We start from the raw sequence: 19314 nt of genomic DNA, 5'->3' as shown, positions 1-19314 counted from the left end.
TGAATACTTGAGCATCGTCTAGTTTTCAGGCATAACTGTATACTGTTTTGATGGAGTATAAAACAGGAGACGGGTTATGCGCTGGCTGATGAAAAGTTTGGTATCTCTGATACTTATCGTTATTTTATTTATTATTATAATTTACGCTTTTATTCAGACTCAGTGGGGCGCACAAAAAACCAGTGAATGGCTGACACAGTACACTGACTATGATATTCACTTCTCGGGTATTGAGCATGATCTTATGCAACCCGAGCAAGTCATTGTTTATGATCTTCTCGTTAATCCTAAGCAAGATAAAGCTATAGTATCGGCAAAATCAGCACAAATCCGATTTAATTGGCAATTTTTTACTACCCCTTCTCATCTGCAAAAAATTACATTAGAAAATGGTAATATTGATTTGGCAGACAAAGCACCGTCAATACCATTAAGTGCCGACATATTACAATTTAAAAATATGGCGTTACGTAGTGAAAAAACTGATTTTTCTTTTGATGCAAAAAAAATAACGGGAGGGATCACACCATGGATCCCGACATCAACCGACTTAATTGGAGCCGGTCATTTTCAATTTTCTATTGCTGATGGAATGATAAATAATAATGAATTCAGTAACTTCATTATTTCTGGTCAATATCAACCCAATAATATTCAAATAGAAAAATTGGGTACTCGCCTACTTAATGGCTCACTCTCCTTGAGCGGACAATATCAAGATAATCAATGGAAATTTGATAATGTTTATATGAATGGCTTGCGCTGGCAATCCTCGCAAAACTTTAATGAATTAATTCAGTCTCTCTCTGAATATCCCCGTATTAGCATAAGATCACTCAATATTGTTGATTTAACTGCTGAAGGAAAACAGTGGGCAATTAGTGGTTTTGATGGACAATTTTCTCAGTTTAGTTGGAACAACGACCTTTCATTTACAACTGGCGAATTCAATACAAATGATGTTGTTTTTCAAGATGAACACATCACTGATCTTATTGCAAAACTCAACCTGCAGAACAATCAACTCAATCTAGATAATCTCAGTCTGCGCTATGAAAAAGGCTTAATTAAGCTTTCTGGTCATTGGAATAAAAACAATAAAACCCTCACGATCCAAGATGCCACACTATCAGGCCTTTTATATACACTACCTGAAAATTGGCTCACTTTTTTAGCGAAACCAATAGATAACAAGAGTAATATTCAAAATATCACTATCGAACAGTTATCTATCAACCAATCTATTTTGATTGATATCACGCCGGAATTCCCATTTCAATTCACCAACTTAACAGGAAAACTGCAAAATTTAATGGTGGCAAAAGAAGGTGAATGGGGATTATGGCAAGGCTCAGCCGTATTAAATGCCGATAGTGGTACGTTAAATCGCATTGAATTACGTCGCCCTGATTTAAAAATTGTCACTCAGCAAGATAACGCTATTGTTGAGCAATATTCAGCATTTATTGGTGACGGTATTGTTCGAGGTTCAGCCGGTTTAATACAGTCTAACCAACAACGTCAATTTTCACTGATTGCTAATGGTTTAAATGTACCTTTATCAATACCTTATACATTAGGTTTAAAAACAACCTACTCTGATGATATAGGCCAGTTTACACTAAAATTGAAAGGCGATTTACGTTCAAGCCCAGTGAGCTCAACACTTAATGGCACATTAACTGGAAGTAAAAATGAGCAACAAATACTCAACTCACTGATACAAAATGGCGAGATTATTAATCACCTATAATATTGATCTTTCTTAGGAGCACGGATTGCTCCCTTTATAAAAAGCGTTACAATGCGCTATTGCCCTTTTCTTTATTGTGGAGTTTTCATGTCTGACGAAGATTTTTCCCCTGAAAAAATATCTTTAAATGTGTTTCAACAATCTCCTTTAACTGCACTTGAAGATAACAGCACACTGCTTGTGTGTGATGACAACAAAACTCCGTTATTCTATTGTCTTTCTAAAGAAGACTATGATGCATTGATTGAGCGAGTTATGGATGCAGAACTTGCAGCGATCGTTCTTGAACGTCGCCAAAATAAATTAGATGAGCTAAATTTAGACTAATTTTATCGATGCTATAATTTGTCGTAAATAGAACAAACAAAAAACACCCTTTCAGGTGTTTTTTTGTTTTTATCGCATCTTTAACAATGAAATTAACGTTTTTTCTTTTTACGACCAGGCTGAACAAAACGCTTACGGGAATTATTTTCCGTTTCTTTGGTTTTTGTTTGAGGAATATGAATACCCAATGCTTTCGCATTACTACTGATCTGTTTCTTCGGCTTATTTTGCTTCGCTTTAGGTGGTGCTTCTGATGTTGATTTTTCAATCGCGTCAAAGAGTTTGATCAGCTCATCATCCGTTAGGTCTCGCCATTCACCGACTGGTAATCCAGATAGACTAACATTCATAATACGAATACGTTCAAGCTTAGTGACTTCATAACCAAAATATTCGCACATACGACGAATTTGGCGATTTAACCCTTGAACTAAGGTGATACGAAACACCATCGGCGCTTCTTTCTTAACCTTACATTTCTTAGTTTTTTGTCCCATGATAGGAACACCCGCACCCATTCCACGAATAAACTCATCTGTGATTGGTTTATTCACTGTCACAAGGTACTCTTTTTCATGATCATTACCCGCACGTAGGATTTTATTGACTAAATCACCGTGGTTGGTCAAGAAAATCAATCCTTGTGAATCTTTGTCCAAACGCCCAATTGGGAAAATGCGGGTACTGTGGTTAACATAGTCAACAATATTATCTTTTTCGCCATCATCTGTGGTACTCACAATACCCACTGGCTTATTCAGCGCAATCAAAACCAGCTCAGAGTTATCCTGTGCTTCAATCAATCGACCATTGACTTTGACTTCATCACCAGCAAATACTTGGTCGCCAATACTGGCGCGTTTGCCATTAATAAGAACAAGCCCTTGCTCAATATAACGGTCAGCCTCACGACGTGAGCAGATCCCGCTTTCACTGATATATTTATTAAGACGAGTAGATAAATTGGTGTCCATGCTTCCCTCCGTAAACTGCGAAATATACATCAATTGGATAGGGATAGAAACTCTATAACACCAGCATTCAAGAATAGATTTTTTATACTCTGTTTTTTTAATTAAAAACGCAAAAATAGAAAAAGTAACCCAAAAGAAAATAGTAATTTCCCTTTAAATTACTTTAAAGATAGCGAGATGAATTAGCACTGCTTATTTTGTGAAGGTAAAACAATATAAGTACCACTAAAAACAGCACCGACACCTTCATCACCACAAATATCAACATCTAGCTTAATTCGTGCCTTGCTCCCTTTCGCTAATCGCCCTAAATCTCCACTTAAATTTTCCATATCGGCAACAGCAGCAGGACGCCCTGATACAGGTTTGCGATAACGAATATGAGCATCCACCAGCACAATATCACCTTGCAATTTATGCTCTTGCATTAATAGCCAAATCAATCCCCAACCCGTTAATGTTGCGAGTGAAAATTGGCTGCCTGCAAAAATAGTGTGATGAGGGTTTTGGTTCCCCGCTTCTGGAATAGTGGTATAAAAACGCGTTCCCGTATATTGAGTTATACGTAACCCCATTTTTTCACTTAAAGGAATATGTTGATGCCACTGTTTTTGTAATTCAGCGCACCAATCTGGTCGATGAAGAATATCATCTAAAGACTCAATACTTTTTTTCATAAAAAAGTGTTTAATGGGTGTTGTTTGCGGGCCTGTGACTAGACCACAATTTTCATAACCCAATTTTTCAAAGAAGCTTACAGATTCTTCCCTTGCACTGCACACTATTCGTTTTATACCTTCTTGACGAGCAAGTGATTCTAACGCCATAGCAACTAATGAGCCTAAACCTTTTCCTTGTGCGTCTGTACGCACCGCCATAAAGCGAATAGCACCTTCGTTATCAGCATTAATATAAAGTCGTCCAATCGCAACAGGTTGTCCTGTTTCATCGACAACCATTTGGTGATGTGCAAAGGTGTCATAACCGTCTTTTTCAGAGCCTTCAGGTTGATGTAGAGGTTTACGAAGCATTTCCCAGCGAAAAGCATAATAGGCATCAAATTCTGCCTCTGTTTTTGGGGTTCGTAAATGGTACATATCTGAGCTCCTTTTAACATCACTGCACGTTCGATGTTATACCTGTAACCAAAAGGTGACTGGGCCATCATTAGTCAGTGTGATTTGCATATCCGCGGCAAACTGGCCTGTTTGAGTTTCCAAACCTTGTTGCTGACATTGTTCAATAAAGTAATGATAGAGATTTTTCGCTAATTCTGGGGGAGCGCCATTCGAAAACCCAGGACGCATCCCTTTTTGTGTTTCCGCGGCAAGTGTGAATTGAGATACAACTAACAGACTACCACCCGCTTGTTGCACATTTAGGTTCATCTTGTCATTTTCATCACTAAATACGCGATAGCCACATACTTTTTCACATAATCTTTTGGCTTTCTGTTCGTTATCGTCTTTCTCTACACCTAATAACACCAATAAGCCTTGATTAATAGCACCGACTGTTTCACCTGCAATATCCACCTTTGCCTGCGTCACTCGTTGAATTAATGCGATCATACTCTCTCCAAAATAAATCAATAAAAAAGGATAACAAACTCAATCCATTGTTATCCTTACGATAGCACTATTCTTCTACTGGGAGAGAAAAATCATAATCTTTGAAGTAATCGATAATGGTATTTTTATCAACCACATGCACTGCTTTCATACCAACCGAAAGAGCTGCATCAACATTAGTTTGTAAATCATCAAAAAAAATGGCGTCTTGTGCTTCAACATCTTCAGACTCCAAAACATACTTAAAGAGTTCAGGGTCTGGTTTTCTCATACCAAGGTCTTGTGATAGGTAGAGAAAATCAGCAGAAGCTGCGATTTCAGGATAATGCTCGGGCCAGTAATCATGATGCAAGCGATTTGTATTTGATAACACCACAACCCGATGTCCTTGCTCTCTTAATTTATTCATTATATCAATGACTTCAGGTCTTACTGCGATAAAAATAGCCTGCCATCCTTCAGCAAATTGCTCAAAACTTAAGTTCATGCCAAGTTCTGAGTTAATTTCTTCAGCAAATTCGATATCTGTAATATTACCGCGCTCATGTAATTTAAAAACTTCGCCGGCGGTGAAGTTCTTTTTTATACTTGCTAATGGAACACCACTCAGCTTACTCCATACTGCGAATACTCGGTTAAAATCGATATCAATAATCACATTACCCATATCAAAGATATAAAGCATAAATCCTCTCCATAATAGAAAACTCATTTTACTTTAATCATAAATCGCTTTACTGAACAGGCTTAAACGCTAAAAAAGTACAATAATCACACTTAATTTTTTTGTAAAACATAAAACCAGAAGAGGGAGAAATAAAAAAGAGGTGAGAAGAAAGAAAGGATTGATAGAAAACTTATGCGGCAGAGATTATTTTCCACCGCATTCGTCTTTTATAGCAACATATACTCATCAAGAGTATAAACTCAGGGCGCTAACGCGCCCTAAGAATTATGTTATCAAAATAACGAATTAGTCTTTGCTACGATAAGCACGACGACGATCGTTTTCTGACAGATAACGCTTACGCAGACGAATAGACTGCGGAGTGACTTCAACTAACTCATCGTCATCAATAAATTCTAATGCTTGTTCTAATGTTTGTTTCAGGTGTGGAGTCAGCGTTGTCGCCTCATCTGTACCAGAAGCACGCATGTTAGTCAGCTTCTTACCAGTTAAACAGTTTACTGTTAAGTCATTAGAGCGAGTATGAATACCAATCACTTGGCCTTCATAAACTTCTGCACCATGAGTAACGAATAATTTACCACGGTCTTGTAAGCTATACAGTGCGTAAGCAACGGCTTTACCTTGGCCATTAGAGATCATAACACCGTTATTACGGCGACCGATTTCACCTGGACGAACATCATCATAGTGACTGAATGTTGCATACAGTAAACCAGTACCTGATGTCATGGTCATAAATTCAGTACGGAAACCAATCAGACCACGGCTAGGAATGATGTAATCTAAACGTACACGTCCTTTGCCATCTGGTTGCATATCACGCATTTCGCCTTTACGCTCACCCATCGCTTGCATCACATCACCTTGGTGCTGTTCTTCAATATCGATAGTCACTTGTTCGAAAGGCTCTTGTTTACGACCGTCAATATCACGGAAGATAACTTTAGGACGAGATACACCTAATTCGTAACCTTCACGACGCATATTTTCAATCAGAACTGACAGGTGAAGCTCACCACGACCTGATACACGGAATGCATCTGGATCTTCAGTTTCTTCTACACGTAATGCTACGTTATGGACTAACTCTTTTTTCAGACGATCTAAAATCTGACGAGAAGTCACAAACTTACCTTCACGGCCACAGAAAGGTGAAGTATTAACACAGAAATACATGCTAACAGTAGGTTCATCAACAGCTAATGCAGGTAATGCTTCAACAGCACCTGTTTCACAAATCGTATCAGAGATATTCAGTTCGCCTAAGCCTGTAATAGCGATGATATCGCCAGCTTCTGCAACTTCAACTTCAATACGTTCTAAGCCTAAGTGACCTAATACTTTACCGACTTTACCGTTACGAGTATTACCTTCACTATCGATGATAGTCACTTGTTGGTTAGGTTTAACCTTACCACGTTTGATACGACCGATACCGATAACACCTAGGTAATTGTTGTAGTCCAACTGAGAAATTTGCATCTGGAATGTGCCTTCCAGATCCACTTTTGGTGGCTCTACATATTTGACAATAGCTTCATATAACGGAGTCATATCTTCAGCCATGTCATTGTAATCTGTTCCCGCAATACCGTTTAATGCAGATGCATAGATAATTGGGAAATCAAGTTGTTCGTCAGTTGCACCTAAGTTTACGAACAGGTCAAATACCTGATCAACAACCCAGTCTGGACGTGCACCAGGGCGGTCAACTTTATTGATAACAACAATAGGTTTTAAGTTGTTAGCAAACGCTTTTTGTGTCACAAAACGAGTTTGTGGCATTGGGCCATCCATCGCGTCAACCAGCAATAGAACGCTGTCTACCATAGACATAACGCGTTCTACCTCACCACCGAAGTCGGCGTGTCCTGGGGTATCTACGATGTTGATACGATAGTCATTCCATTTAATCGCTGTATTTTTCGCAAGAATAGTAATTCCGCGCTCTCTTTCGAGATCATTTGAGTCCATCACGCGCTCAGCAACGGTTTCACGTTCACCGAACGTACCAGATTGCTGTAGTAATTTATCGACGATAGTTGTTTTACCATGGTCAACGTGGGCGATGATGGCGATATTACGCAAGTTTTCGATCACAAAATTTGCCTCAGGCATTGTAGAAATAAGCGCAGTATTGTACACGCTTTAGACGAGAGACTAAACAAGATCACAATAATGATTGCTTAACAATATGCAATTAATTGAATTGTGATCCTTTTCACGCCTCAGAATTTAGTAGTATCCGTTCGATTGCACCAAAATAGTGCAGCTAATTAGGCTTAATTTGCACCAATTTTGTGCAATAATTAAAAAATCACAGGAGATATTCTACACTAAACTTCATCAATACAGTATATATCCCTTTTTAGATAAGTTGGCATGCTTTTCGCAATAGAATTTGGGTGAGCAAAAAATTCACCGAAAAATGTGTAAGGCCACTGCACTCAATAAAACCATTCGCCAGGAGAGTTCCTATGTCCCTTGAACATGTATTATCCATGATTGAAGAACATAAAGTTAAATATATTGACTTACGTTTCACTGATACCCGCGGTAAAGAACAACATCTTACTATTCCGGCTCATCAGGTTAACGATGATTTCTTTGAAGAAGGAAAAATGTTCGATGGTTCCTCTATTGGTGGTTGGAAAGGCATTAACGAATCAGACATGGTACTGATGCCAGACGCAACAACTGCAATGCTTGACCCATTTTTCCAAGATCCAACCTTGATTATTCGTTGTGACGTTTTAGAACCCGGCACAATGCAAGGTTACGATCGCGACCCTCGCTCTATCTCAAAACGTGCTGAAGATTATTTAAAATCAAGTGATATTGCAGACACAGTACTGTTTGGACCAGAACCAGAATTCTTCCTATTTGATGATATTCGTTTCAAAAATGATATTTCAGGCGCATCTTACGCTATCAATGATATTGAAGCGGCATGGAACACCAATACCAAATATGAAGATGGCAACAAAGGTCACCGCCCAATGGTTAAAGGGGGTTATTTCCCATTACCACCGGTTGACTCATCACAAGATATTCGTTCTACCATGTGTAACATCATGGAAGAAATGGGCTTAGTCGTTGAAGCGCACCACCATGAGGTAGCAACTGCTGGTCAAAATGAAGTGGCAACTCGCTTTAATACCATGACTAAAAAAGCAGATGAAACCCAAATTTATAAATACGTGGTACAAAACGTGGCTCACGTATTTGGTAAAACAGCGACCTTTATGCCAAAACCATTAGTTGGTGATAACGGTTCAGGGATGCACTGTCATATGTCACTATCTAAAAACGGTGTAAATCTGTTTGCGGGTGATAAATATGGCGGATTATCTGAAATGGCGCTGTATTACATTGGCGGTATTATCAAGCATGCTCGTGCATTAAATGCATTTACTAACCCAACCACTAACTCTTACAAACGTCTAGTACCAGGTTTTGAAGCACCTGTAATGCTGGCTTACTCTGCACGTAACCGTTCAGCGTCAATTCGTATTCCAGTTGTTGCTAGCATGAAAGCACGCCGTATTGAAGTACGTTTCCCAGATCCTTTAGCAAACCCTTATCTTGCGTTTGCCGCACAGTTAATGGCTGGTCTGGATGGAATTATCAATAAAATTCATCCTGGTGATGCCATGGATAAAAACCTCTATGACTTACCGCCAGAAGAAGCAAAAGAGATCCCAACTGTCGCAGGTTCATTAGAAGAAGCATTAAATTCATTAAATGCAGATCGTGAATTCTTAACCCGCGGTGGTGTATTTACTGATGATGCTATTGATGCTTATTTAGAGTTATTACGTGCGGATGTTCAACGTGTACGTATGGCTCCACATCCTCTTGAATTTGAAATGTATTACAGCGCTTAAGACTATTTTTATTGATAAACACTTAAGCCTAGATGTAAAACTGTTTTTTTTGCCGTGAAGCTATTTTGCCCATCTTCGGATGGGCACTTTTCTCCCATTTAAGGAGTCAGTCTTTTCACTTACGCATTGGTTCATCAATGTAATAAAGGTAAGATGCACTAAAATGGTGCAATGGGGTATTCAATATGGAAACGGCAGACTTACCTGACAACACATTAATTTTAGACTCATTGATTCACTCTGTATTAGTTATCAACAAAGAGTTTATTATTTGCTATGCAAATCATTCTGCGTTACAGGTTTTAGCACAAAGCCGTCGAAAATTATTTGAAACGCCTTTCACTGCCCTTTTCAGCTATTACTCTTTTGATGCTGATTTAATGCGTGAAACATTAGCGAATGGACAAAGCTTTACCGACAATGAAGTGATATTGGTGGTAAATAACCAATCACACACAATGTCGCTCAGTGCCCAACCGATTTCCGAACAACATATTTTGCTGGAACTGGCGCCTATGGATAGTCAACGCCGGTTAAGCCAAGAGCAGATACAACAAGCCCAGCAAATGGCTGCTAGGGAATTGGTTAGGGGGCTGGCACATGAAATTAAAAATCCGTTGGGAGGATTACGGGGTGCGGCTCAATTGCTAGCAAAATCCTTACCTGATCCTGCTTTAACGGAATATACGCAAGTCATTATTGAACAAGCTGATCGCCTACGTGTGCTGGTGGACAGATTACTCGGCCCCCAACATCCAGGGACAAAAACACATCAGAGTATTCACCATGTTGTTGAGCGCGTTGCTCAACTTATTTCGCTCGAATGTCCTGACAATGTCACCTTACTAAAAGATTACGATCCCAGCTTACCTGAGTTATCACATTACCCAGATCAGATAGAACAAGTACTGCTAAATATTACTCGTAACGCCTTACAAGCCGTTGAAAAAACAGGAGGGACGATTATTTTGCGTACCCGTACGGCTTTTCAAATCACACTGCATGGTGAACGTCATCGCCTTGTTGCTCGTATTGATGTGATTGATACTGGTGATGGCATTCCTCCTCATCTACAAGATACGCTTTTTTATCCTATGGTGAGTGGTAGAGAAGGTGGTAATGGATTGGGGCTCTCTATTGCGCGTAATTTAGTGGATCAACATGCAGGTAAAATCGAGTTTACCAGTTGGCCCGGAAATACTGAGTTTTCTATTTATTTACCAATTAAGTAGGAGATAACCAATGCAAAAAGGAAATGTATGGGTTGTTGATGATGACAGCTCTATTCGCTGGGTACTTGAACGTGCCATTTCTCGTGAAGGTATGTCTTGTAAAGCCTTTGAACATGCGAATGATGTGCTTAATGCACTCAATACAGAAATACCTGATGTGTTGTTATCAGACATTCGTATGCCTGATATTGATGGTTTATCTCTTTTAAAAATAATTAAAGAACAATATCCAACTCTGCCCGTTATTATTATGACGGCACATTCTGATCTCGATGCTGCTGTTAATGCCTATCAACAAGGGGCTTTTGATTACTTACCAAAGCCATTTGATATCGACGAAACATTAGCATTAATTGACCGCGCCATTACTCATTATCGCGAACAAAAACAACCGAATACCGACGAAACCTCACTGCAATCAGTTACCGATATGATTGGTGAAGCTCCTGCAATGCAAGAGGTTTACCGTATTATTGGTCGGCTTTCTCGCTCTTCAATTAGTGTCCTTATTAATGGAGAGTCGGGTACAGGAAAAGAGTTAGTGGCACATGCATTACATCGCCACAGCCCAAGAGCATCCTCCCCTTTTATCGCCCTAAATATGGCGGCAATTCCTAAAGACTTGATTGAATCAGAGCTTTTTGGTCATGAAAAGGGAGCATTTACAGGGGCTTCTCAAGTACGCCACGGTCGATTTGAACAAGCGAATGGTGGTTCACTATTTCTTGATGAAATTGGCGATATGCCTCTTGATATTCAAACACGTTTACTACGAGTCCTTGCTGAAGGGCAATTTTATCGAGTCGGCGGTTATGCCCCTGTAAAAGTCGATGTGCGTATTATTGCCGCGACACACCAAGACTTAGAAAAGCGGGTTCAAGCTGGTGATTTTCGTGAAGATCTCTATCATCGACTCAATGTAATACGTATTCAGCTACCACCATTACGCGATAGAACCGAAGATATTCCCAGCTTGGCGCGCTATTTTCTGCAAAAAACAGCAAAAGAATTAGGTGTTGAAGCCAAAGTATTGCATCAACAAAGTTTGCAAATAATGATGGAATACAACTGGTCAGGCAACGTTAGACAATTAGAAAATGTGTGTCGCTGGTTAACGGTAATGACGGCAAGCCAAGAGATTATGCCTCAAGATTTACCACAAGAAATTCGCCAACCTGATGAGAAAGCGAAAAATATCAATCGAATTGCTTCTTCTCAACATTGGTCACAACATCTTTCATTATGGGCAGATGAAGCATTAGGGGAAGGAAAAGAAAACATTTTAACAGATGCTCTACCTCAATTTGAACGCACACTATTACTCAGTGCCTTGGCATATACACAAGGGCATAAACAAGATGCAGCAAGATTATTAGGTTGGGGCAGAAATACACTAACCCGTAAATTAAAAGAGTTGGGGATAGAGGAATATTAATCCTCAATCCCTTCATCAATTAAATGACACGCGAAAATTGGCGTTGGCGCATTTGATTTCGTAAATAGGTGTCAAAACACATGCAGATATTACGAATAAGCAAACGCCCGCGTGGTGTAACTTGAATACCGTCTACCGCTATTTCAACTAAACCGTCATCTTTCATTGGCGCAAGTAATTCTAAATCTTCTTTAAAATAGTCATGGAAGACAATATTGTGCATTTTTTCAATATCAGAAAAATGCAGATTAAAATTACAAATTAAGGTTTTAATCACATCACGGCGAATACAATCATCCTGAGTCAAGGATAAACCTCTCCATAGTGCATTTCCTTCACTATTGACTCGCGCATAATACTCTTTTAATACTTTTTCATTTTGCGCATAGTTATCACCTAACATACTTATTGCAGAAACGCCCATGCCTAATAAATCACACTCTTCATGAGTGGTATAACCTTGGAAATTACGGTGTAAAATACCTTTACGCTGAGCAACCGCTAATTCATCATCAGGTTTAGCAAAGTGATCCATACCAATAAACTGGTAGCCGTTTGTTGTCAGTGTAGAAATTGTCTCTTGTAATATTTCTAACTTCTCTTCTGCTAAAGGAAGATCTTCATCTTTAATTTTACGCTGAGCCGCAAATAAATTAGGTAAGTGCGCATAATTAAAAACACTCAATCTATCTGGTGATAGCTCAATAACACGTTTTAATGTAAAGGCAAAACTCTCTTTGGTTTGCTTAGGTAAGCCATAAATTAAGTCAATGCTGGTGGAGTGAAAACCCACTTCACGTGCACGTTCTACCAATGCAAAAATAAAGGCTTCATCTTGCTCACGATTTACTTTTTGTTGCACTTCTTTATTGAAATCTTGCACCCCCATACTCAGGCGATTAAATCCTTCGTAACGTAGATGATCGATAACATCCAGCTCAATTTCACGAGGATCAATTTCAATAGAGAGTTCGGCATTATCAACAAAATGAAAATGCTGACGTAATAGCGAAACCAATCGGCTAATCTGTTGTTTATCCAGAAAGGTCGGTGTTCCCCCACCCCAATGCATTTGAGTCACTTTTCTGTCTTTAAAATAGCGTGCTCGATTAATAATTTCTTTTTCTAAAACATCAAGATATTCATCTGCTTTGTGTTTATGGCGCGTAATAATTTTATTACAACCACAGAAATAGCATAGCTTATGGCAGAAAGGGATATGAATATAAAGCGATAAAGGGCGCTCAAGATAACGTTGCGTTGCGTTGATAAAATCATCATCGCCATATTGCTGATTAAACTCTAATGCTGTTGGGTATGATGTATAGCGAGGACCTGAATAGTTATACTTATGGATCAGGTCAAGATCCCAAATAATTGTTTGTTCTGACATGCCTCTACCTTCCAAAAGTGAACCGCTGATATTTCATACCAGCAAACAGACATTATGAATATCTGAAAGAATAGTGTAACCAATAAATCAGGAACTGAATATGATCGAAAGAGGTATCGCATAAATCTCTATCTTCTTATTGATAGACGATAACTCTCAAATATACGACGTGATGTAAATCACATTATATAAAAATAATCTTACCCATTAAAGATATTCATGAATAAATTAAGTTTATTCAATATGTTAGTCGTTTTAATTCATTATGGAATATCAGAAGAAAACTTTTACACCGAGTTTAAAGCGATATATTACTCAAAATACGATTTAAATTAATTAAATATCTCGTTATATTAGTTTTATTATTCTTTTATTCCCTCTTAATTCGATGATTATAATAATAGTAACATTTATATCTTTACCTAAATTATAATATTACATATCCTAGAGACAAACATTGATTAATATCCAACTAAGTCGTGTTTTGATTTAAATTTGAGGACGATATAAAGAATAAAGGTCGCTATATTACAAGGAAAGATAGCATCCCCATACCTTATCTTATTCTAATAGACGTTTCTCTTATCTAATCAGTCTCTTTTATATACCCGATTATGGATTATTAACCACGGAAGGAAACGGACTAGCAACCAAGGATGGTTTATCTTTTCAATAACGTCACTTCTTTTTATTTACTCTCTATCTCATACTTATTCTATTATTAATATAGGTGGTATTACCTAACATTAAATAAGAATAATTATTATCTGTAAATAAAATAAGGCTCTGCTTATTTTAAACTAATTAAACAGAGCCTTTTCATTATTATGCTTATTTTAGTGCATTTACTTATTCTGCATCTTTACCATAATTAGGAGAACGAGGACCATATAGAATACCGTTCGCATGTCCTGCTGAAAGTAAACGTACACTTGTTATGCCAGCTATTTGGTAGCTTTTGTCTGACACTGTATTCACAATTTGATTCACAACGGCTGAAACCAACATCCCGACTAAACTACCTGATGAACCTTCTGTTTCTGTGCTTGATGCCGTTGCAGAGCTGCTCCACAACACGCCACCATTACGAAGATCAACAAGCTTAGCAGTAACAGTCACTCTCGTATCACTAGAAATAATTTGATATGACGTACCAAACTCAGTGATATCTAAGTATAAAACAGCATCAGCCCCAAAGATTTCACGTAATTTATTAGGACTTACTGCATGAATATCCCCAGCCATGGATAAACCATTTTGCTTAAATGTCTCTTCAACGACAGCAACAGGGAAAACATAATATCCCGCTTCTGCCAAAGGATATGTCACTTGAGATAAGAAACTGTGCCCAGCTCCAACTTCCGTTGTGTGATTTTGAGGCACTAAGACTAAAATACTTTTTGGTTTACTCTGTTTAAATGCCGTGTAATCTGTTTTAACCGGTTGGGTGCACCCCGTTAATACCAACGCAAAAGCCAAGCAAATTAAAGTAAATAAGCGACTCATTTTTGTATTCCTTTATTTTTCATCAGGCGATCCATAAATTCCGCTGATTCAGGGTAAAGTACTTTTTCCTCATTAAATTCTGCCATCGCTAAATCTAACGCGCCCGTCGCACCATATAACATTCCTAAATGCGCATGTAATCCTGGTGGAATACCTAATGATTTAGCTCGAGAAAGCTCAATGCTTTTCTTCAATGCATCAATTTGTGCTTGAGGATCACTTTCACTTTGTTGATAGTATTGATATACCACTTGTTGATAACTGTCCCAGTTATAAAGTGGTTTAGGACCACTTGAACAACCCGTCAGTAAAAATGCGCCCAAAACAAGAGTTATTAATGATTTATACATCGTTATATCCTTATAAACGCGCATTATTTTGAAGGTTGCCAAGCATTACTCTCAATACCTGCAACTAAGTTATTAACCGCTTCACGGATCGCTAAATCAAGCACTTTACCGTTAAGTGTTGAGTCATAGCTTGCTGTTCCACCAAATCCAATGATTTCACGGTTAGAAAGCTCATATTCACCCGCACCTTGAGATGAGAATACCACTTCAGATGTATTCACATTCACAACATTTAAATTCACTTTTGCGTAAGCAACTTGTGTTTTTCCACGACCTAAAATGCCGAATAATTGGCGATCACCGACTTCTTTACGACCAAATTCTGTCACATCGCCAGTGATCACATAAGTGGCGCCTTTCAATTGCTGATTTTGCCCTTTAATGCCAGCTTCTTCTTTTAATTCAGATAAATTAGCTCTGTCTAATACATTAAAACGCCCTGTTTGTTGTAAGTGCGTCATTAAAATAGTTTTGGATTGATTCCCTAATCTATCAACACCATCAGAGAATATTCCATTCATATAACTAGAACGGTTATCAAACTTACCAATAGAAATAGCACTTTTAGTGCCTGTATAAGTTGTGTTATAGGTTGCAACTTTAGCAACATCTACAGAACGTGAAGATTCTGATGCACAGCCTGCTAGTAAAGAAGCCGAAATCATGATCAAACCAAACGATAATTTATTTAAATTCATATTAATAACCCAATAAAGGTGAAATAAACCCATAGATATTCATTCTATTAATTGAAATAGAGTTGATATAAACGGAAGTAATTGCTTTCAGTTTTAACTCGTGGAAGTCACCTTTAAAAACCTCAATGATAATAAGGTTAAAAGGCTATCAACGCTTATTTTATAATATAAAGGCAATCGACAATAGGGAAAATAGAAGATGAATGATAAAAATAATAACAAATAAATATAGAGATAAAACAGAGAATGTTTTGTCTATTATTTTTTCAATATCACTTAAGTCAGTTTAATATTAAACCTATAAAAAATGGAAGAGAATTTATATTACCTTGCTATTTAATTAATTCTTATAAATATTTTATCCAAAGAAAACATCTAAACAACGTGTAATAAAAAAGGCGATATAACCTATATTAGTTATATCGCGCTTATTATTTTCGTTCTTTTTACCAACTAATATGGTAGCAATAATTGCACTATTAGCGTTTTTTTCCAAATGCTGCGGCTAAAGCATCTCCCATTGCGCTATTTCCTGCATTATTACCATTACTCATTGGCTGACGGTTATTACGAGCTGGTTTTTGCCCTTTGTTATTTCTAACAGAATTCGTGTTATTTGATGACGATGATTTTTTATCACTATCACCCGCAACTTCATCTAAACGCATAGTCAGTGCAATGCGCTTACGAGCTAAATCAATCTCAAGAACTTTAACTTTAACAATATCCCCGGTTTTCACCACTGTATGTGGATCTTCAATAAATCGATCCGCTAAAGAAGAGATATGAACCAAACCATCTTGGTGTACACCGATATCAACGAATGCACCGAAATTAGTCACGTTAGTCACAGTGCCTTCGAGGATCATACCACTGACTAAGTCATTCATCGTTTCAACACCTTCAGCAAAAGTCGCCGTTTTAAATTCTGGACGTGGGTCGCGCCCCGGTTTTGCTAACTCTTTTAAGATGTCATTAATCGTTGGTAGACCAAACTGCTCCGTAATAAATGCTCTTGCGTCTACTTGTGAAATTAAAGCGCTATTCCCCATTAAATCATCAATTTTTTGATGGGTAGCTTGTAGAATATTTTCAACTATAGGATAGGCTTCAGGGTGAACCGTTGAGGCATCAAGTGGGTTTTTACCATCTCGAATACGTAAGAAACCAGCACATTGTTCAAAGGCTTTTGGCCCTAAACGCGCCACTTTGAGTAACTGTTTTCTATCAACAAAACGTCCGTTTTCATCGCGCCAGCTAATAATATTTTGAGCGATAGATTGGCTAAGTCCTGCAACACGCGTTAATAATGGTACTGATGCGGTATTTAAATCAACACCCACACCATTCACACAGTCTTCCACAACAGTATCCAGTTTTCTCGCTAATAATGTTTGGCTAACATCGTGTTGATATTGACCAACACCAATTGATTTAGGATCAATTTTTACAAGTTCAGCCAACGGATCTTGTAAGCGACGAGCGATAGAAACCGCACCACGGATAGAAACATCTAAATCTGGGAATTCATTAGCCGCAAGCTCTGACGCTGAATACACTGATGCACCCGCTTCACTGACAATCACCTTTTGCGCTTTCACTTCTGGGTAACGTTTTACGGTTTCAGCAAAAAAACGCTCTGTTTCACGAGAAGCCGTACCATTACCAATCGCCACCAACTCAACGTTATGCTTAATACATAACGCAGCGACACTTGCTGCCGCTTTATCCGCTTGTCCTGTATGCGGATAAATGGTATCTGTGGCAATTAATTTACCTGTGCTATCCACAACAGCAACTTTAACACCGGTACGTAAGCCAGGATCAAGCCCCATCGTGGCACGCATGCCGGCAGGAGCGGCCATCAATAGATCATTAAGGTTACGAGCAAAAACATTAATTGCTTCTTCTTCCGCTTTTTCTCGTAATTGGCTCATCAGTTCTGTTTCAATATGCATTAAAACTTTGATGCGCCAAGTCCAACTTACAACGGCTTTACGCCAGCTATCTGCGGGAAGATTATTTAAACGTAGCCCTAAATGCTCCGTAATCAGCTGTTCACCGTAGCTCTCTTTGGGCGCTTCTTCAAATTGTGGATCTGGATTAAGTGATAATTGAAGAATGCCTTCGTTTCGGCCACGAAACATCGCTAATGCGCGGTGAGAGGGAACATTAGCGATAGGTTCATGGTGATCAAAATAATCACTAAACTTCGCCCCTTCCGCTTCTTTACCTTCAATCACTTTGGCAACAAGATGGGCATTTTTCCATAGATATTGACGGACTTTCGCTAATAATCCGGCATCTTCTGAAAAGCGCTCCATTAAAATATAACGTGCACCATCTAAAGCGGCTTTTGTATCATCAACCCCTTTTTCTGTATTGATATAAGCGGTTGCCACTTCTTCTGGATTATTTTGCGGTTCATTCCACAGTAAATCCGCTAAGGGTTCTAATCCATTTTCAATCGCAATCTGACCACGAGTACGGCGCTTAGGCTTATAAGGAAGATAGAGATCTTCAAGCTCTGTTTTACTTTGAGTGTCATTAATTGAAGAGCGGAGTTCTGGCGTCAGTTTTCCTTGTTCTTCAATTGATTTTAAAATTGTTTGGCGGCGATCGTTGAGTTCCCGTAGATAACTGAGGCGAGTTTCTAATTGACGTAATTGCGTATCATCTAATCCGCCTGTGACCTCTTTACGATAACGGGCAACAAATGGCACCGTATTCCCTTCATCCAGTAACGTTATAGCCGAAAGGACTTGCTGGGGCTTAACTGAGAGCTCATCTGCAATAATTCGGCTTAATGATTCATTCATAAAATATTTACCTACCGAGAGGAATAGTTAAAAAAGATGGCTATTATACACGCAGAGCGCTAAAAAAATTTGGCAAATTTCCTATCTAGCTCGACAATTATGAGGAAATTAACAGATTATTTTAACATTCACGCTATAGTATCTTTATGAAATTCAATGTTGATGATAGTTTTTATTTGTAATGGCAAAAAGTAACTATATTACTCGTGAAGGCTGGTATGCCTTAGACAAAGAGCTAAAATATCTTTGGAAAGAAGAACGCCCTCGTGTCACACAATCGGTTTCAGAAGCTGCGGCACAAGGTGACCGTTCAGAAAATGCTGAATATATTTATGGAAAGAAGCGATTACGCGAAATTGATAGACGTGTTCGTTTTTTATCAAAACGTCTTGATGAGCTAAAAATCGTTGACCCAGATCCTCGCCAAGAAGGAAAAGTCTATTTTGGTGCTTGGGTTACGCTTGAAGATGATGACGAAAATGTCAAAACCTTTAGACTTGTGGGTCCCGATGAATTTGATCCAGCAAAGCAGTGGATTTCTATTGATTCCCCTGTTGCCAGAGCGCTTATTGGTAAGCAAGTTGATGATGAAATTAGTGTGCAAACACCAGGTGGTGTAGTTAATTACTGCGTATTATCTATCAAGTATCATTCGGAATAAGACAAATAAATAGATTT

The 19314-nt window shown here is 38.4% G+C and carries 16 protein-coding genes; 6 read left to right on the top strand and 10 right to left on the bottom strand.

Annotated elements, in window-relative coordinates; genetic code table 11:
* Nucleotides 1-76 precede the first annotated feature (76 nt).
* Entirely contained in the window at nt 77-1753 is a 1677-nt protein-coding gene (locus QSH13_RS10115; RefSeq protein WP_109395903.1) for an AsmA family protein, read from the top strand.
* Nucleotides 1754-1840: 87 nt separating this feature from the next.
* The gene (locus tag QSH13_RS10110) at nt 1841-2080 is read left to right on the top strand and encodes a hypothetical protein (protein ID WP_069369557.1); all 240 of its coding nucleotides are present in this window, start codon (nt 1841-1843) and stop codon (nt 2078-2080) included.
* 92 nt (nt 2081-2172) lie between these two features.
* Here the strand turns inward: QSH13_RS10110 and rluF are convergent, their stop codons facing one another.
* From rluF to typA, 5 genes are all read right to left on the bottom strand, one after another.
* Nucleotides 2173-3054: a 23S rRNA pseudouridine(2604) synthase RluF gene (rluF, locus tag QSH13_RS10105; protein ID WP_109395904.1), complete on the bottom strand. Its 882-nt coding sequence runs from the start codon at nt 3052-3054 to the stop codon at nt 2173-2175.
* A gap of 182 nt (nt 3055-3236) precedes the next feature.
* Complete coding sequence (gene fabY / locus QSH13_RS10100; protein WP_109395905.1) at nt 3237-4151, bottom strand: fatty acid biosynthesis protein FabY; 915 nt, start codon at nt 4149-4151, stop codon at nt 3237-3239.
* A 36-nt stretch (nt 4152-4187) separates the two neighbouring features.
* Nucleotides 4188-4625 (bottom strand): D-aminoacyl-tRNA deacylase, encoded by a 438-nt coding sequence (gene dtd / locus QSH13_RS10095; RefSeq protein WP_109395906.1) that lies wholly within the window; start codon nt 4623-4625, stop codon nt 4188-4190.
* Between the two features lie 67 nt (nt 4626-4692).
* On the bottom strand, nt 4693-5310 hold the full coding sequence (yihX, locus tag QSH13_RS10090) for a glucose-1-phosphatase (RefSeq protein WP_109395907.1): 618 nt from the start codon (nt 5308-5310) through the stop codon (nt 4693-4695).
* Nucleotides 5311-5598: 288 nt separating this feature from the next.
* Nucleotides 5599-7434 carry a ribosome-dependent GTPase TypA gene (typA, locus tag QSH13_RS10085; RefSeq protein ID WP_069369552.1) on the bottom strand — a complete coding sequence of 612 codons (1836 nt, stop codon included), beginning with the start codon at nt 7432-7434 and terminating at the stop codon, nt 5599-5601.
* A 359-nt stretch (nt 7435-7793) separates the two neighbouring features.
* Between typA and glnA the strand changes: the two genes are divergently transcribed.
* From glnA to glnG, 3 genes are all read left to right on the top strand, one after another.
* Nucleotides 7794-9203 (top strand): glutamate--ammonia ligase, encoded by a 1410-nt coding sequence (glnA, locus tag QSH13_RS10080; protein WP_286039087.1) that lies wholly within the window; start codon nt 7794-7796, stop codon nt 9201-9203.
* Nucleotides 9204-9388: 185 nt separating this feature from the next.
* Entirely contained in the window at nt 9389-10435 is a 1047-nt protein-coding gene (glnL, locus tag QSH13_RS10075; RefSeq protein ID WP_109395909.1) for a nitrogen regulation protein NR(II), read from the top strand.
* Between the two features lie 10 nt (nt 10436-10445).
* Nucleotides 10446-11870 (top strand): nitrogen regulation protein NR(I), encoded by a 1425-nt coding sequence (gene glnG / locus QSH13_RS10070; protein ID WP_109395910.1) that lies wholly within the window; start codon nt 10446-10448, stop codon nt 11868-11870.
* Between the two features lie 19 nt (nt 11871-11889).
* Here the strand turns inward: glnG and hemN are convergent, their stop codons facing one another.
* The 5 genes from hemN to QSH13_RS10045 form a co-directional block, all read right to left on the bottom strand.
* Nucleotides 11890-13263 carry an oxygen-independent coproporphyrinogen III oxidase gene (hemN, locus tag QSH13_RS10065; RefSeq protein WP_109406768.1) on the bottom strand — a complete coding sequence of 458 codons (1374 nt, stop codon included), beginning with the start codon at nt 13261-13263 and terminating at the stop codon, nt 11890-11892.
* A gap of 849 nt (nt 13264-14112) precedes the next feature.
* Nucleotides 14113-14769 carry a DUF799 domain-containing protein gene (locus tag QSH13_RS10060; RefSeq protein WP_109395912.1) on the bottom strand — a complete coding sequence of 219 codons (657 nt, stop codon included), beginning with the start codon at nt 14767-14769 and terminating at the stop codon, nt 14113-14115.
* A complete protein-coding gene (locus QSH13_RS10055; RefSeq protein WP_109395913.1) occupies nt 14766-15119 on the bottom strand; it encodes a DUF4810 domain-containing protein in 354 nt (117 codons plus the stop codon). The genes QSH13_RS10060 and QSH13_RS10055 overlap by 4 nt, the downstream gene beginning before the upstream one ends.
* Before the next feature lie 23 nt (nt 15120-15142).
* Nucleotides 15143-15817 (bottom strand): CsgG/HfaB family protein, encoded by a 675-nt coding sequence (locus QSH13_RS10050; RefSeq protein WP_109396017.1) that lies wholly within the window; start codon nt 15815-15817, stop codon nt 15143-15145.
* Between the two features lie 479 nt (nt 15818-16296).
* Nucleotides 16297-18636, bottom strand: coding sequence for a Tex family protein (locus QSH13_RS10045; RefSeq protein WP_109395914.1), 2340 nt, complete (start codon nt 18634-18636; stop codon nt 16297-16299).
* Nucleotides 18637-18817: 181 nt separating this feature from the next.
* Here QSH13_RS10045 and greB point away from each other — a divergent pair, with 181 nt between their 5' ends.
* Complete coding sequence (gene greB / locus QSH13_RS10040) at nt 18818-19297, top strand: transcription elongation factor GreB (protein WP_109406766.1); 480 nt, start codon at nt 18818-18820, stop codon at nt 19295-19297.
* Nucleotides 19298-19314: the final 17 nt, after the last annotated feature.

Origin of the sequence: Proteus faecis (assembly GCF_030286765.1) — a bacterium.
Lineage (GTDB): Bacteria > Pseudomonadota > Gammaproteobacteria > Enterobacterales > Enterobacteriaceae > Proteus > Proteus faecis.
This window is presented reverse-complemented; position numbering and strand designations above follow the sequence as displayed.

What these genes read in the sequence shown, in the direction of transcription:
- glnL (WP_109395909.1), top strand. Translation starts at nt 9,389, where the DNA reads ATGGAAACGGCAGACTTACCTGACAACACATTAATTTTAGACTCATTG.
- QSH13_RS10045 (WP_109395914.1), bottom strand. Translation starts at nt 18,636, where the DNA reads ATGAATGAATCATTAAGCCGAATTATTGCAGATGAGCTCTCAGTTAAG.
- greB (WP_109406766.1), top strand. Translation starts at nt 18,818, where the DNA reads ATGGCAAAAAGTAACTATATTACTCGTGAAGGCTGGTATGCCTTAGAC.
- glnA (WP_286039087.1), top strand. Translation starts at nt 7,794, where the DNA reads ATGTCCCTTGAACATGTATTATCCATGATTGAAGAACATAAAGTTAAA.
- QSH13_RS10115 (WP_109395903.1), top strand. Translation starts at nt 77, where the DNA reads ATGCGCTGGCTGATGAAAAGTTTGGTATCTCTGATACTTATCGTTATT.
- yihX (WP_109395907.1), bottom strand. Translation starts at nt 5,310, where the DNA reads ATGCTTTATATCTTTGATATGGGTAATGTGATTATTGATATCGATTTT.
- QSH13_RS10110 (WP_069369557.1), top strand. Translation starts at nt 1,841, where the DNA reads ATGTCTGACGAAGATTTTTCCCCTGAAAAAATATCTTTAAATGTGTTT.
- fabY (WP_109395905.1), bottom strand. Translation starts at nt 4,151, where the DNA reads ATGTACCATTTACGAACCCCAAAAACAGAGGCAGAATTTGATGCCTAT.
- QSH13_RS10050 (WP_109396017.1), bottom strand. Translation starts at nt 15,817, where the DNA reads ATGAATTTAAATAAATTATCGTTTGGTTTGATCATGATTTCGGCTTCT.
- QSH13_RS10055 (WP_109395913.1), bottom strand. Translation starts at nt 15,119, where the DNA reads ATGTATAAATCATTAATAACTCTTGTTTTGGGCGCATTTTTACTGACG.
- dtd (WP_109395906.1), bottom strand. Translation starts at nt 4,625, where the DNA reads ATGATCGCATTAATTCAACGAGTGACGCAGGCAAAGGTGGATATTGCA.
- rluF (WP_109395904.1), bottom strand. Translation starts at nt 3,054, where the DNA reads ATGGACACCAATTTATCTACTCGTCTTAATAAATATATCAGTGAAAGC.
- typA (WP_069369552.1), bottom strand. Translation starts at nt 7,434, where the DNA reads ATGCCTGAGGCAAATTTTGTGATCGAAAACTTGCGTAATATCGCCATC.
- QSH13_RS10060 (WP_109395912.1), bottom strand. Translation starts at nt 14,769, where the DNA reads ATGAGTCGCTTATTTACTTTAATTTGCTTGGCTTTTGCGTTGGTATTA.
- glnG (WP_109395910.1), top strand. Translation starts at nt 10,446, where the DNA reads ATGCAAAAAGGAAATGTATGGGTTGTTGATGATGACAGCTCTATTCGC.
- hemN (WP_109406768.1), bottom strand. Translation starts at nt 13,263, where the DNA reads ATGTCAGAACAAACAATTATTTGGGATCTTGACCTGATCCATAAGTAT.